Annotated in this window: 15 protein-coding genes; 8 read left to right on the top strand and 7 right to left on the bottom strand. The window is 51.3% G+C overall.

The window, feature by feature from the left end:
• Nucleotides 1-307 precede the first annotated feature (307 nt).
• From msbA to ACQG19_RS13315, 6 genes are all read left to right on the top strand, one after another.
• The gene (msbA, locus tag ACQG19_RS13340; protein WP_045903053.1) at nt 308-2,065 is read left to right on the top strand and encodes a lipid A ABC transporter ATP-binding protein/permease MsbA; all 1,758 of its coding nucleotides are present in this window, start codon (nt 308-310) and stop codon (nt 2,063-2,065) included.
• An 87-nt stretch (nt 2,066-2,152) separates the two neighbouring features.
• Nucleotides 2,153-2,539 carry a DUF1294 domain-containing protein gene (locus ACQG19_RS13335; protein ID WP_052123616.1) on the top strand — a complete coding sequence of 129 codons (387 nt, stop codon included), beginning with the start codon at nt 2,153-2,155 and terminating at the stop codon, nt 2,537-2,539.
• Between the two features lie 98 nt (nt 2,540-2,637).
• A complete protein-coding gene (locus tag ACQG19_RS13330; protein WP_058684635.1) occupies nt 2,638-3,087 on the top strand; it encodes a hypothetical protein in 450 nt (149 codons plus the stop codon).
• A 39-nt stretch (nt 3,088-3,126) separates the two neighbouring features.
• Entirely contained in the window at nt 3,127-3,324 is a 198-nt protein-coding gene (locus tag ACQG19_RS13325) for a hypothetical protein (RefSeq protein ID WP_013096459.1), read from the top strand.
• Between the two features lie 3 nt (nt 3,325-3,327).
• Nucleotides 3,328-3,753, top strand: a complete 426-nt coding sequence (locus ACQG19_RS13320) for a GFA family protein (RefSeq protein WP_045294236.1) — start codon at nt 3,328-3,330, stop codon at nt 3,751-3,753.
• 65 nt (nt 3,754-3,818) lie between these two features.
• On the top strand, nt 3,819-3,896 hold the full coding sequence (locus ACQG19_RS13315) for a hypothetical protein (protein WP_223232805.1): 78 nt from the start codon (nt 3,819-3,821) through the stop codon (nt 3,894-3,896).
• A 335-nt stretch (nt 3,897-4,231) separates the two neighbouring features.
• Here the strand turns inward: ACQG19_RS13315 and ompC are convergent, their stop codons facing one another.
• The 3 genes from ompC to ACQG19_RS13300 form a co-directional block, all read right to left on the bottom strand.
• A complete protein-coding gene (gene ompC / locus ACQG19_RS13310) occupies nt 4,232-5,341 on the bottom strand; it encodes a porin OmpC (protein WP_013096462.1) in 1,110 nt (369 codons plus the stop codon).
• 388 nt (nt 5,342-5,729) lie between these two features.
• Entirely contained in the window at nt 5,730-9,254 is a 3,525-nt protein-coding gene (gene nifJ / locus ACQG19_RS13305) for a pyruvate:ferredoxin (flavodoxin) oxidoreductase (protein WP_038985138.1), read from the bottom strand.
• 183 nt (nt 9,255-9,437) lie between these two features.
• Nucleotides 9,438-10,322, bottom strand: a complete 885-nt coding sequence (locus tag ACQG19_RS13300; RefSeq protein WP_246931690.1) for a hypothetical protein — start codon at nt 10,320-10,322, stop codon at nt 9,438-9,440.
• Nucleotides 10,323-10,530: 208 nt separating this feature from the next.
• Here ACQG19_RS13300 and ACQG19_RS13295 point away from each other — a divergent pair, with 208 nt between their 5' ends.
• Nucleotides 10,531-10,797 (top strand): putative hemolysin, encoded by a 267-nt coding sequence (locus ACQG19_RS13295; RefSeq protein ID WP_013096465.1) that lies wholly within the window; start codon nt 10,531-10,533, stop codon nt 10,795-10,797.
• Here the strand turns inward: ACQG19_RS13295 and hslJ are convergent, their stop codons facing one another.
• From hslJ to ACQG19_RS13275, 4 genes are all read right to left on the bottom strand, one after another.
• Nucleotides 10,798-11,235 carry a heat shock protein HslJ gene (gene hslJ / locus ACQG19_RS13290; protein ID WP_013096466.1) on the bottom strand — a complete coding sequence of 146 codons (438 nt, stop codon included), beginning with the start codon at nt 11,233-11,235 and terminating at the stop codon, nt 10,798-10,800. It lies immediately after the preceding gene.
• Nucleotides 11,236-11,362: 127 nt separating this feature from the next.
• Nucleotides 11,363-11,491: a DUF2474 domain-containing protein gene (locus ACQG19_RS13285; RefSeq protein WP_013096467.1), complete on the bottom strand. Its 129-nt coding sequence runs from the start codon at nt 11,489-11,491 to the stop codon at nt 11,363-11,365.
• Complete coding sequence (gene cydB, locus ACQG19_RS13280; RefSeq protein WP_013096468.1) at nt 11,491-12,501, bottom strand: cytochrome d ubiquinol oxidase subunit II; 1,011 nt, start codon at nt 12,499-12,501, stop codon at nt 11,491-11,493. The genes ACQG19_RS13285 and cydB overlap by 1 nt, the downstream gene beginning before the upstream one ends.
• Entirely contained in the window at nt 12,501-13,901 is a 1,401-nt protein-coding gene (locus tag ACQG19_RS13275; protein ID WP_426725923.1) for a cytochrome ubiquinol oxidase subunit I, read from the bottom strand. Before ACQG19_RS13275 ends, cydB begins: the two co-directional genes overlap by 1 nt.
• Nucleotides 13,902-14,293: 392 nt before the next feature.
• Here ACQG19_RS13275 and ACQG19_RS13270 point away from each other — a divergent pair, with 392 nt between their 5' ends.
• Nucleotides 14,294-14,482 (top strand): hypothetical protein, encoded by a 189-nt coding sequence (locus ACQG19_RS13270; protein ID WP_020689184.1) that lies wholly within the window; start codon nt 14,294-14,296, stop codon nt 14,480-14,482.
• Nucleotides 14,483-14,551 lie beyond the last annotated feature (69 nt).

Raw genomic sequence — 14,551 nt, 5'->3', positions numbered from 1 at the left:
ATTAACATGCACAAAGCGAAAATTTATATGTGGTAAAAGAAACTGCAATCAGTAAACATTAAGATTTATCTGCTTCTATTTTATTCATTTCTTTCTGGGGTGGGATATGTTAATAGATGGTTGGATAACAGGGTGAAATGAAGTTAAAAATAAAATAAGCATAATGAACATGACAGAGCAAAAAAATATTTTTCGCGAGTGGTTAGATATTCGTTGAAGTAACACAACATACCCTTAATACCGTTGTGCAGTGGTTCCTTTAAAACTGTACGTTATGCTCAACGGCTCTCATTATTAAGGCTCCCGTATGCAAACTGACAAAGACCTTTCCACCTGGCTCACGTTTCGCCGTCTTTGGCCTATAATATCGCCTTTTAAGAAAGGGCTATTGGTTGCGGCATTAGCATTAATGATAAATGCCGCCTGCGATCCTTTTATGCTGTCTTTGCTAAAGCCGTTAATGGATGATGGCGTGGGCAAAATGGACCGCTCTGTCATGTTATGGATGCCGGTTGTGGTTATCGGATTAATGACGCTACGCGGTATTACTAGTTTTATCTCCAGCTATTGTGTCTCCTGGGTCTCGGGCAAAGTGGTGATGGATGTGCGCCGGAAATTGTTCCGCCATTTGATGGGCATGCCTGTGTCGTTTTTTGACAAACAGTCAACCGGGACGTTGCTGTCGCGGATTACCTATGATTCCGAACAAGTCGCATCTTCGTCATCAGGTACGCTGATAACGGTCATCCGTGAGGGCGCGTCAATCATCGGCTTGTTCGCAATGATGTTCTACTATAGCTGGCAGCTCTCAATCATCCTGATTGTACTGGCACCTGTTATATCCGTGACTATTCGTATGGTGTCCAAACGCTTTCGCACTATCAGTAAAAGCATGCAGAATACGATGGGGCAGGTCACGGCGAGTGCTGAGCAGATGCTTAAAGGCCATAAAGAAGTATTAATTTTCGGCGGTCAGGACGTTGAAACAAAACGCTTTGATAAGGTCAGCAATAAGATGCGTTTGCAGGGAATGAAAATGATGTCCGCATCGTCAATCTCCGATCCTGTTATTCAGCTTATTGCCTCCCTGGCACTCGCGTTTGTTCTTTATGCTGCCAGCTTCCCGAGTGTTATGGCGACCCTGACGGCGGGAACGATTAGCGTCGTTTTCACATCGATGATTGCATTGATGCGGCCTCTTAAATCCCTGACCAATGTGAACGCACAGTTCCAGCGCGGGATGGCCGCTTGCCAGACGCTGTTCACTATTCTTGATTCCGAACAGGAAAAAGATGAAGGTCAGCGCGTACTTGAACGCGCTAAAGCGGACGTTGCATTTCGCAATGTGACGTTTACCTATCCGGGACGTGAGGCCCCAGCGCTACGCAATATCAGCCTGAACATACCTGCCGGTAAGACTGTTGCCCTTGTCGGACGTTCCGGCTCGGGTAAATCAACCATCGCCAGCCTGATGACGCGATTTTATGATATTGATGAAGGTGAAATTCTGCTGGACGGCCACGACCTGCGAGAATATACCCTTCAGTCGCTTCGTAACCAGGTGGCGCTGGTGTCGCAAAATGTCCACCTGTTCAACGACACGGTAGCCAACAACATCGCCTACGGTCGTACGGAGCAGTACACCCGTGAACAGATCGAGAATGCCGCGCGTATGGCAAATGCGATGGACTTTATCAACAAGATGGATAACGGTCTTGATACCATCATCGGTGAAAACGGGGTACTGCTTTCTGGTGGGCAACGGCAACGTATCGCTATTGCACGCGCACTGTTGCGGGACAGTCCAATACTCATCCTTGATGAAGCAACGTCAGCCCTGGATACGGAATCGGAACGCGCTATACAGTCTGCGCTCGAGGAACTGCAAAAGAACCGTACGTCACTGGTGATTGCGCATCGTCTGTCGACTATCGAAAAAGCTGACGAAATCATTGTTGTTGAAGATGGCGTTATCGTTGAACGCGGAAGCCATGCGGAATTGGTGACTCACAATGGGGTATACGCACAGCTTCACAAAATGCAATTCGGTGCGTCAAACAGTTAAGTCACATTCACGCTTTTTACCCCGCTTGCAAAAGCGGGGTATCCCGTAATGTCACCCAAACCTGATTCATGCGCAAGATACCGTATAATGCCTTCTCTGAATACGCTTACATATCCTGCGAATGGACCTAACACATTGAATAAATTTTGTTTTTTTCTGCTGCTCTGTACTGCTATCGGCAGTCTCTTTTCCGCCTGGCCCGTAGCCATATGGTTCCTGCTCATTAACGTCCTGACTATGGTTATTTACGGCGCCGATAAAATGGCAGCACGGAAAGGAATGCGCAGAATACCTGAAGTAACCTTACTGGTCTTCGGCGTTGTGGGCGGGTGGCCCGGCGCCATTATGGGTCAACAGATCTTTCGCCATAAAACGCAAAAGCAGCCGTTCAAAACCTGGTTTTTGATGTCTGTGGTCGTGAGCATCTTGGCCACGTTGGCGCTGTATCATTTTGGTTTTGTTGTTCGCTATTGAGCATCATTACTGCCAATAGTAGTAGGCCAAATCCTGGTGGGTTGCTGTTTTTTGTCCGTTCTGAATAATACGTGCAACAACACGGATGACAGCATCTCATGAAAATAAAATGTATTACGCTGGCAGCGCTGATGTTTTATTCAGCGCCTGGCTGGTCGACGTTTCAGGAGCGGGAATATAATACCTGGTATATAAAAAATGCCGTTCTTTATGACATGACGCAGACGTCGGAAGGTTTTCCGGTAATGGTGAGCGTATCTCAGCCCGGGAAAAAATCCGCTAATCTGGTGGTTTCATACATCACCGAAGGGCAATGCGGAAAAAATACGCTGCCGCTTAATGTGAATGGTAAAGTGCTGCCCGCCAGCTATTACTGTGTTCAGGTTGGGTCGAACAGAATTGAACATTTTTCAGTGGTCGATGCAAACAGCGTCAATGCCCTGGTGACGCATCTGAATTCAGATTTCACCCTTCTCCTGCAAAACGATATCAAGATTTGGGCCGCAAATATCAAATCGCCGAAATACGGTCTGACACCGCGTTTTTAAAATCCTGCTACGCTTGTTTGTGGTATCAGGAGCATGAACATGAAGAACAAAGATGAACAAACCGGGTTAGTTGGGCTGGCGATTGGTGCTGCCGTTATCGGGCTTGTTTCGGCACAGAAACCGATCGATCGTAACAGCATTGTTGATGAACTGCTAAGACTCGGCAGGCAAAAGGGTGACGGCGTAGAGGATGAGGTGTTCGTCAAGGCCGCTGAACTGGTAAGAAAAGGGGTGTAAACGATGGCAGAAATCCGTCATGCCCGATGCCATTGTGGTGCAGTGGCATTCACCGTTGCGTTAACCGATGGGTTAAATACCGCCCGTCGCTGTAGCTGTTCTTTTTGTCGGATGAGAGGGGCGGTTGTGGTCTCTGCACCGTTAACCGGTATAACCGTCACCAAAGGCGAGGATAAACTTACGGAGTACCGCTTTAACACCGGTACAGCCCGGCATTTCTTCTGCTCGGTCTGCGGGATTTATACCTTCCATCAGCGGCGTTCTAATCCCAATGAATACGGTGTAAATGTCGCCTGTTTTGAAAACGTCTCTCCGTTCGATTTCCCGGAAGTGACGGTGATGGATGGGGTTAACCATCCTGCGGATGGCGAAAGTGGGGTCTTTGGCTATCTCTCTTTTCGCAAACGCGCGCCAACACAAGCGTCCTAGCCGCCTGGCCACATTGTGCTAACGCTGGCTATAGTGGGAAGTGGGTATCTTAAAGAGGAGACATTATGCTTAGTGTTGAAAAAGACGACCCACGTGAGGCGCCTGAATCAGGGGATAAAAAGCCTCAGCCCGTGAAAAAATAGCATTCACGAAGGGTATCACGGCCACCGGCACTGCTGGTGGCTTTTTGTTTTCAAAGGCTCACTGTTAATGCCTGTCGAGATGATTTAAGAGCGTGCCGAGGTGCCCAACAATATCTCGGAAATCGAAAATTAACGCCATCCACAAACACGCTAAAAGAGCCAGTAGGGCAAGGGATACACGACCAAACAACACAGTTATCCTTAATGATGAGGGGGATATCTGCGCAGTCTAACCCGCAGTCTTTCAACTTATCCTCAACAATCTCGCGATAGCGTGCTGTTGTGCGACTAACCTCAAAAAAGGTGAGCCCGCATGATGCTGCGGGCTCTGATCATCAGAACTGGTAAACCAGGCCTAATGCAACGACATCATCGGTACCGATACCGTTGTTTTTGTAGAAGCTGTCATCTTCATCCAGCAGGTTGATTTTATAATCCACATAGGTGGACATGTTTTTGTTGAAGTAATAGGTTGCGCCTACGTCGGCATATTTAACCAGGTCCTGATCGCCCTGACCGTTGCCCAGGTCTTTACCTTTCGACTGCAGGTAGGAAATTGCCGGACGCAGACCAAAATCGAACTGGTATTGTGCGGTTACTTCGAAGTTCTGGGTTTTATTCGCCACGGCGCTTTCGTTGTCGCCGTAAGGGGTCATATTGCGGGTTTCAGAATACATGGCCGCCAGATAGATATTGTTGGCGTCATATTTCAGACCCGCGGTCCAGGCATCCGCTTTATCCCCGCCCGCGGTGGTATTTCTCACCTGATCGTTGGTACGGTCAGAAGAGGTATAGGCCGCCCCCGCTGAAATTCCCATACCGAAATCATAGGTGGTAGAAATACCGAAGCCGTCACCGTTCTCATGACGCGTGTCGCGACCATTATTGGTCCCTTCCTGGTTATTGCTGGCATCTTCGTTATTACCCTGATACTGCAGAGCAAAGTTCAGACCCGGCACCAGGCCATAGAAATCGGTGTTGCGGTAGGTTGCTACGCCATTGGCACGACCGGTCATAAAGTTATCGGCATAGGTGTAAGAGTCGCCGCCGAACTCTGGCAGCATATCGGTCCAGCCTTCCACGTCGTACAGGACGCCATAGTTACGGCCGTAGTCAAAGGAACCGTAGTCACCCACTTTCACACCGGCGAAGGCCAGACGTGTCCAGGACTGGTTGTCAGACCCTTCGGTGTTATTTGCCTGAATGTTGTATTCCCACTGTGCGTAGCCGGTCATCATGTCGTTGATCTGGGTTTCGCCCTTGAAACCCAAACGCATATAGGTCTGATCGCCGTCTTTAGACGTGTCATCAGAGAAGTAGTGCAAACCATCTACTTTTCCGTACAGATCTAATTTATTGCCATCCTTATTATAAATCTCTGCTGCATGCGCAGCGCCAGCCATTAACAGAGCCGGAATCATCAGGGCCAGTACTTTTCTTTGCATTATGGTATTCCTTTGCGGTTGTTTTTATTTAATTACCTGTTGAACTTTCCTTTGCGGAGAGTTGTCACATGCTAAATCACTCCGCTGAAAGAGTAATAAATTATAATTGTTACGAAGTGAGTAAAATCTAAAGGGAATTGTTCTGCGGAAATGTTAATTTGTTTGATGAATGTTTTAGTGAAAAACATAATAAATTAAAATTATTAATCATGCGGTAAATCAGGTAATGTCTGCCCCGTTATATGCCTTTAAGATTATTATCCATAATTCCCATGAATATCATTTATTCATTTAACGTGATGCTCAGGGATTATTTGGTCTGGCCCGGTGTGAATACACCGGGCTTTTTTTATGGCATAAAAATGCCCGGACAAGCCGGGCATGGGGATTATTCGCTGGTGGATTTTTCCGCTTTCCCGGCCATTTGCGCCAGGAAGTCGTACCGTTTTTGCAGATCGGCGGCGGCATCTTTCCACAATTGCTCAGCCACTTCTGGCTGTTGCGCATTGAGGCGACGGAAGCGCTGCTCCTGCAGCAGTGTCTCAGCCAGGGCATCTGACGGAGGACGTGAATCGAGCGCCAGCGGCAGCTTGCCTTCCTCTGCCCGGCGAGGATCAAAGCGGTACAGCGGCCAGAAGCCCGTGGCGGTCAGCTGACGCATCTGGTCGTGGCTGAGCGCCAGATCGTAACCATGCTCTTCGCAAGGGCTGTAGGCGATGATAAGCGATGGGCCCGGATACGCTTCCGCCTCCTGAATCGCTTTCACCGTCTGGTTAAGCTGCGCGCCGAGCGAGATTTGCGCAACGTACACGTGTCCATACATCATCATGCTGACGCCGAGATCTTTACGCGCCTTGCGTTTCCCGTGCTCGCCAAATTTTGTTACCGCTCCTAACGGCGTGGCTTTTGACGCCTGTCCGCCGGTATTGGAATAACACTGGGTATCCAGCACCAGGATGTTCACGTTCTCGGTCAGGCTCAACACATGATCCAGCCCGCCAAAGCCAATGTCATACGCCCAGCCATCGCCGCCAATCAGCCAGATCGATTTTTCAACCAGGGCGTCAGCGTCGGTCACCAGTTGTTCTGCGCCGTCAACGCCCTGAAGGGCATTACGAAGCGCCGTAACCTGTTCGCGACGAACCTCAGGGGTGGCTTCAGCGTGCAGCGCAGCGTGCAGGTCGGCAGGGATGTTATCGGCAAACTGATCCAGCAGGCGCATCACGCGTGCGCGGTGCTGATCCACCGTTAAGCGGAAGCCAAGACCAAATTCGGCGTTATCCTCAAACAGCGAATTCGCCCATGCCGGGCCGCGGCCGTTGGCGTCGGTGGTGTATGGGGTGGACGGCAGGTTACCGCCATAGATAGACGAACAGCCGGTCGCGTTGGCGATCAGCATCCGGTCACCGTACAGTTGCGTCAGCAGTTTGATGTACGGTGTTTCCCCGCAGCCGGAGCAGGCACCAGAGTATTCGAACAGCGGCGTGATCAGCTGTGAGGTACGGATATCAATACGTTCCAGCTTGCTCCGATCGATTTCCGGCAGGTTCAGGAAGAAGTCATAATTCACTTTCTCTTCTTCCACGTGTTCCAGCCGCGACATCATATTGATGGCTTTGATATCCGGGTTCTGTCGGTCTTTGGCCGGGCAGACCTCGACGCAGAGGTTACAGCCGGTGCAATCTTCGGGTGCAACCTGCAGAACGTATTTCTGTCCGCGCATATCGCGGGATTTCACATCCAGCGAATGCAGGCTGGATGGGGCCGATTCCATCGCGTCCGGAGAAACGACTTTGGCCCGGATGGCAGAGTGCGGGCACGCTGCCACACAGTGATTGCACTGGGTACACAGCTCTTCCTTCCAGATTGGGATCTCTTCGGCGATGTTGCGTTTTTCCCAGCGGGTGGTGCCCATCGGCCAGGTGCCATCCGGCGGCAGGGCGGAGACGGGAAGGGCATCGCCCAGCCCCGCCAGCATGGCCGCCGTTACGGTTTTAACAAAATCTGGAGCCGCATCAGAAACCACCGGAGGACGGTTCGGGCTGCTGGCATTCACCGGCTGGAGCGGTACTTCAGACAGCGACTCGCGCGCCAGCGCCAGTGCCTGCCAGTTGCGTTCAACCAATTCCTGGCCTTTACTGCTGTAACTTTTGGCGATCGCGCCCTGCAGTTCCATTAAGGCGCTGTCGCCCGGCAGAATGTTTGTCAGGTGGAAGAACGCCATCTGCATGACGGTGTTGATGCGCGCGGCAAGACCACATTCGCGGGCAATCTTCGCTGCGTTGATGACAAAAAGCCGCGCTTTTTTCTGATTAAGCACTGCCTGCACTTCCTGCGGCAGGCGCGCCCAGACTTCATCCGCACTGTACGGTGTGTTGAGCAGGAAAATACCGCCAGGTTTGAGACGTTCGGCCATCTGGTATTTATCGATAAACTGCAGCTGGTGACAGCCGACAAAATCAGCCTGCGAAATGAGATACGCGGAGCGGATAGGGTGTTCGCTGACGCGCAGATGGGACACGGTCAGCCCGCCGGCTTTCTTGGAGTCATAGACGAAATAACCCTGTGCATACCACGGTGTGGAATTACCGATGATCTTGATGTTGTTCTTGGTTGCCGAAACGCTGCCGTCGCTGCCCAGACCGTAGAACAACGCCTCAAGTTTCGCGCCGGAGGGCAGGGTGTTTTCCGGCAAGGCCAGTGAGAGATGAGTGACATCGTCATAAATACCGACCGTAAAGCGAGGCTTCGGCTTCGTTTCACTCAGCTCATTAAACACCGCCAGCACGCAATCCGGACCGAACTCTTTGGACGACAAACCATAACGCCCGCCAATGACACGCGGCAGCGTTTCGCGCTCGCCGTTACTGAAGGCTTCCGCCAGTGCGGTCATGACGTCCAGATACAGCGGTTCTGCGTGTGCGCCTGGCTCTTTGGTACGATCGAGCACGGCCACGCTACGTGCGCTCTCCGGCAGCGCAGAGAGCAGATGTTTCGCTGAGAACGGGCGGAAAAGGCGAACTTTCAGCACCCCAACTTTCTCGCCGCGCGTCAGCAGTTCATCCACGACTTCTTCACAGGTGCCAATGGCTGAACCCATCAGCACAATCACGCGTTCCGGCTGTGGATGGCCATAATATTCAAACGGTTTATATTCCCGTCCGGTGGCGGCAGCGAAATCGTTCATCGCCTGTTCCACATGATCGTACACCGCGTTGTACCACGGGTTCGTTGCCTCGCGGGACTGGAAGTAAGTATCCGGGTTGGCCGATGTCCCGCGGATCACCGGATGTTCCGGGTTGAGTGCGCGGGCGCGATGGGCATCAATGTCCGCCTGCGGCAGAAGCGAGAGAAGGGTGTCATCTGCCAGGGGCACGATTTTGTTGATTTCGTGGGAGGTGCGGAAACCATCAAAGAAGTGAATAAACGGCACGCGGCTTTTCAGCGTCGCGATATGGGAAATTAACGCGAAATCCTGGGCCTCCTGGACGCTGCTGGCGCACAGCATGGCGCAGCCGGTCTGACGCACGGCCATCACGTCGGAGTGATCGCCAAAAATGGAGAGCGCGTGGGTAGCAACGGTTCGTGCCGCGACGTGCAGGACAAACGGGGTAAGTTGACCGGCCAGTTTGTACAGCGTCGGGATCATCAGCAGCAATCCCTGCGAGGAGGTGAACGATGTGGAGAGCGCCCCCGTCTGTAGCGCACCATGCACCGCGGCAATCGCACCCGCTTCGGACTGCATTTCGACGACTCTCGGGACATCGCCCCAGACATTTTTTAACCCGTTTCCTGCCCAGGCATCTGCCTGTTCGGCCATTGTAGAACTTGGCGTAATCGGGTAGATGGCGATAACTTCGCTGGTGCGAAACGCGACCGACGCGACTGCACCATTACCGTCAATAGTTTGCATAGGACGACACCCTTACATTGCGCAAAAAAAGAGGGGTCCGTAAACCTGGTCAGACCCTGAATATTATTCCCTTATTTTAGCAAAGGCCGGATTTTGCGATTTTCGCATTTGTGTCCTCGGTATTCTCACCATCAATGAGTAGATCAAACTTTTGGCGAAAAACCCTTCTAAATCTTAAATAATTCAGTTCCAGTATTCATAAGTCGCTGTCATGGCTGCTTTATGTTTGTACTCAAAAGCCTTGCCTTTGTCGTTATCTGGTGAGGAGATAGTGATGTCGATATCCGCCTGGATACATTCCCCGTTAGTGTCCCATTCCTTACAGGTATTCACCGTTTTTTCGATAGTGTAATAGGTCTCGGTGTTCGTCCAGGTCAGCTGGCGACCTGCATCATCGTAAACATACTCATCCACGACGTTAGGTGTATACCTTTTTGTCAGGCGATGATGCGTGTCGTACTCGTACTCCGTGCGGTAATTCTCAATCGCCAGGTTACTTTTGTTTTCTGAACGGGTAAGAGCCCCTGTTGTATTGAGGGTATACAGAATGGTGCCCATGCTGGTTCGATCTTTCTCCCCCGGCGTTGTGGCAGTAATGGTGCCGCGATTAACTGCTTTACTGATAATCCCTTTTTTGTTTAGCAAATACATACCTTCAACATTATGACGGAATAACAGTGTCGATTTTTGGTTGCGCTTGTCCGTTCCGATGCCTTTGCCATCGACAAGGATGCGCCAGCCGTAATCCGCTTTACTGAGTTTTATCGCACTGGTAATCACAAGAACAGATTGAGGATAGGTTGCTGTTTTTACCTCCAGCATACTGCCGCCAAGAAGTTCGCCACAGCGGTTGTAACTCGCATTTATTGTTGTACGGATGTAACCGTCCAGACTCTCAATCCTGGTCTCAATCGTTTTAGGTATTGCTCCATTAATTTGCTGTTGCAGTAGAATGAAATTATTGGTTTTATTTTTGTTTACGCTTTCGGGTGAGCACTGCTCAGCCCGGGCATGAAAAGAACACAGTGCGAGCACGGCTACGCAAAACGACTTATTGTAAATCGGCATTGATTATTATCCTTATGAACCAGCCTGTTAACGCAATCCCAAAGAGCAAAGCAGTAATATACTGCCAACAGCTTCAGGTTCAACAATATCCAAAAAAATTGCGAGAAATTGTTTCAGCAGCGCATAAATACGCACTTCCGCTCTCGACGGCACGGGATGTGATGCCTATTATGCATAGGTTTCGCATTATTCATGGGGGAGAGAGAGCATGCGTTCAGCGTTTTGGGTAGGGTGTGCCGCGTTATTGCTGTCGGCCTGTAGTAACGAACCTGTTCAGCAGGCCACGGCGGCACACGTAACGCCGGGAATGAAAGCCGCGATGTCCAGTTCTGGACAAGCCAACTGCGCGATGATTGGTGGCTCACTGTCGGTTGCCCGCCAGCTCGATGGCTCTGCGATCGGGATGTGCGCCTTGCCAAACGGCAAACGCTGCAGTGAACAGTCGCTTGCCGTTGGATCCTGCGGTAGCTACTGATTATTCAGCGCGTTTAAACATCAGCGTTTTGTCGGCTGTCGCCAGCGTTAACTGGTCTTCAGTCAGGTCGACCTGCGCTCCTTTGCGCAGCATGTCGCCGATGGCCTGATCCAGCTCGTTCAATTGTGGTTCGGTACAGAGTTTGCGCGTCATCGCCAGCCCTTTAACCTTAAGTTCCCCTTCGGACAATTTTCCCTGTCCGTTGAAGCGGTTACACATCACGCCGGAAATGCTGATGTTATTAACCAGGCTGATATCGGGCAACGCGCTAAAACTGATCTCAGGTTGCGTTGTCGTGGCCTTCACGGCTTTCCCGTCCACATTTTCCAGCACAAAGCGGTGGTTCTTAAGCTGCTCCGGCTGAACAGACGCTTTACCCGGATTAACGCAGCCGGAGAGGACAAGACTGATAACACTTAACGCAATGAGTTTTTTCATTTTTCTTCTCGAACTATAAATACTGTGAATCATTTACCAGTGTAACGATACGCTGGCGTGCGTTAATGGGGTTTATCTGAAAGTGCGGGAAGAAGACCGGGCAACGCAGCGGTTGCCCGGGACAAGATCAGTGAGATTTAAACCCGGCGGCCGTCATCAGCATGCGGAAGAACATACTGACAGCTGCCAGCGCCAGTACGCTGCCGCCCCAGATAATGGCCAGCCACAGCAATCGTTTCCAGACAGGCTGTTGCATCAGTGATAACCCTCCCCATGATGTACTTTTCCGCGAAATACGTAATAACTCCAGAAGGTGTAGACCAGAATCACGGGAATGATCAACAACGCACCTACCAGCATAAAGCCCTGACTTTGTGTCGGCGCGGCCGCCTGCCAGAGGGTGATCGACGGTGGAATAATATGCGGCCAGATGCTGATCCCAAGCCCGCTAAAGCCGAGAAAAATAAGCCCCAGCGTCAGGATAAATGGCCGGTTATGGCTTTGCCGATTATTCAGGCAGCGCCACAGATACAGACTCAGCAGGACGACCAGAGCCGGAACCGGCAACAGGTAAAACAGGTTCGGCAGCGTAAACCAGCGCGCGGCGATGGCCGGGTGCGCCAGCGGGGTCCAGAGACTGATCGCCGCGATAACGGCCAGCAGCACAATTAAGAGCGTTTTAGAAACTTCGCGCATCCGCTGTTGCAGGGCATTTTCACTTTTCATCACCAGCCAGGTGGCGCCCAGCAGCGCATAGGCCACCACCAGACCCGCGCCACAGAACAGGTTAAACGCGGTAAACCAGTCAAAGGGACCGCCGGTATAGGCACGCCCGGTGACGGCAAACCCGTTTATGACGGCACCCACCGTGATGCCCTGGGTAAACGTCGCCAGAAGTGAACCGCCAATAAAGGCTTTATCCCAGAACGGACGGTGCGCTGGCGTTGCTTTAAAACGAAACTCAAACGCCACGCCACGAAAAATAAGACCGATCAGCATTAATGTCAGCGGAATGGTGAGGGCATCGATAATCACCGCGTAGGCCAGCGGAAAGGCACCGAAGAGGGCAGCACCACCCAGCACCAGCCAGGTTTCATTCCCGTCCCAGACCGGGGCGACGCTGTTGACCATCACATCGCGATCGTCCGGGTTTTGCGTCATCGGGAACAGAATGCCGATCCCCAGATCAAAACCGTCCATCACGATATACATCAGCGTCGCGAAGACGATGATGACAAACCAGATAATGGAAAGATCGATACCCATTATGGCTGCTCCTTATTGCCAGTGGTAACTGCGGAAAGCGGGCGTGCCGGACGTCCATCGGCCTCGGTGGCGAACGATTCGTGAGGCTGAGGTCCTTTTTTAATCAGGCGCACCATATAGCTGTAACCGACGCCGAAGACCGAAGTGTAAACGACGAAGAAAGCCAGCAAACTGACGCTCATATGCAGATCGCCATGAGCGGATACCGCATCCCGGGTACGTTGAAGCCCATAGACGACCCACGGCTGGCGTCCCACCTCGGTGGTCACCCATCCGGCCAGTATGGCGATCAACCCTGAAGGCCCCATCAGCAGGGCAAACCACAGGAAGGGGCGCGAGGTGTAAACGCGCTTTTTATAGCGCAACCAGATCGCCACCACGCCGAGGAGCAGCATTAGCATGCCTAAGCCCGCCATAATGCGGAACGACCAGAAGACAATGGTGGAATTTGGACGATCTTCCTTCGGGAACTCCTTGAGCGCCGGAACCTGTTTATCCAGACTGTGCGTCAGGATAAGGCTGCCAATAGCGGGGATCTCCAGGCCAAAACGGGTGCGCTCCAGTTCCATATCCGGCCAGCCAAACAGCAGTAGCGGGGTAGGTTCCCCCGGTGGGTTTTCCCAGTGCCCCTCAATGGCGGCGATTTTGGCAGGCTGATGCTTTAAGGTATTCAGCCCATGCATATCACCGACCATTGCCTGGATGGGGGCCACAATCAGGGTCATCCACAGCGCCATAGAAAACATAGCGCGGATGGCAGGCGTATTGTTTCCGCGCAGCAGATGCCATGCCGCCGATGCGCCAACAAACAGGGCGCTACTGAGGAAGGCGGCTATCGACATATGCAGCAGACGATAAGGGAAGGAGGGGTTAAAGACCACGGCAAACCAGTCTACCGGGACGACCTGCCCGTTGACGATCTCATAGCCCTGTGGGGTCTGCATCCAGCTATTGGAAGAGAGGATCCAGAAGGTGGAGATAATTGTCCCCAGCGCCACCATACAGCTGGCGAAGAAGTGCAGCCCAGGTCCGACTTTATTCCAGCCGAACAGCATCACGCCGAGGAATCCGGCCTCAAGGAAAAAGGCGGTTAGCACTTCATAGGTCAGAAGTGGGCCGGTAATGCTGCCCGCAAACTGCGAAAATCCACTCCAGTTAGTGCCAAACTGATACGCCATCACCAGCCCGGAGACCACGCCCATGCCAAAGTTAACGGCAAAAATCCTGGACCAGAAGTGGTACAGCGATCGCCAGACCGGATTTTTTGTTTTCAGCCACAGCCCTTCAAGCACAGCAAGATAGCTTGCCAGGCCGATAGTGATTGCCGGGAAAATAATGTGAAAGGATACGGTAAAGGCAAACTGTATCCGTGCAAGGTGAAAAGCATCTAAACCAAACATGCACAGCCTCAATGTCAAACGGTGTGCTGTTATGGTACAGAGGCGCAGATCGGACTATCAGACGCAGAAACGCGAAATTTAACCATAACAGTTGGCAAAAAGCTCCCGCTTTTGCCATCTGATATACTTACTTATAGGGCATAAAAATATTTTTTTAATGAATTTTATGCATTAAACCGCTTGCTTTGTCGTCGGCACCGTGCGTTAATGGTCTTCTGGTTTTGAGTCCAAATAAATATCTGACGTAGTTTTATAAAGCAGTTCTCATCACGTTGTGCCTCTCCGCAGCCTCTCTTGGGTCTTTATCTACATTCCGATTAGTTTTGTTTCAAACCATTATCGCCTGATCGGCTCATGAGTAATTTACGTTTTTACGTTTACAGGAGAATCCTATGACTTCTTATATCCATTTTCGCTGCCCATGCTGTCATGGCTCGCAGTACCGTACTTCAGCCTTTGATGTGTCTGAGAAAAATCCCTTCGGCGCAAAATGCATCTTTTGCAAATCGCCAATGATTACACTCGACCATCTGGCCGCGGCGCGTCTCGCACACAATCATGTGACCGAGTACCGTAAGTAATTCATTTCATAAACCATAACAGTTAGCAAAATCTTCTCTTTTTCTCCTGCTGATATACACTGTCGGCAA

Source organism: Enterobacter cloacae complex sp. 277I4, from assembly GCF_050031465.1.
In the GTDB taxonomy this organism is placed as follows: domain Bacteria; phylum Pseudomonadota; class Gammaproteobacteria; order Enterobacterales; family Enterobacteriaceae; genus Enterobacter; species Enterobacter cloacae.
Note: the sequence above shows the minus strand (reverse complement) of the source record. Positions and strands in the feature narration are given on the sequence as shown.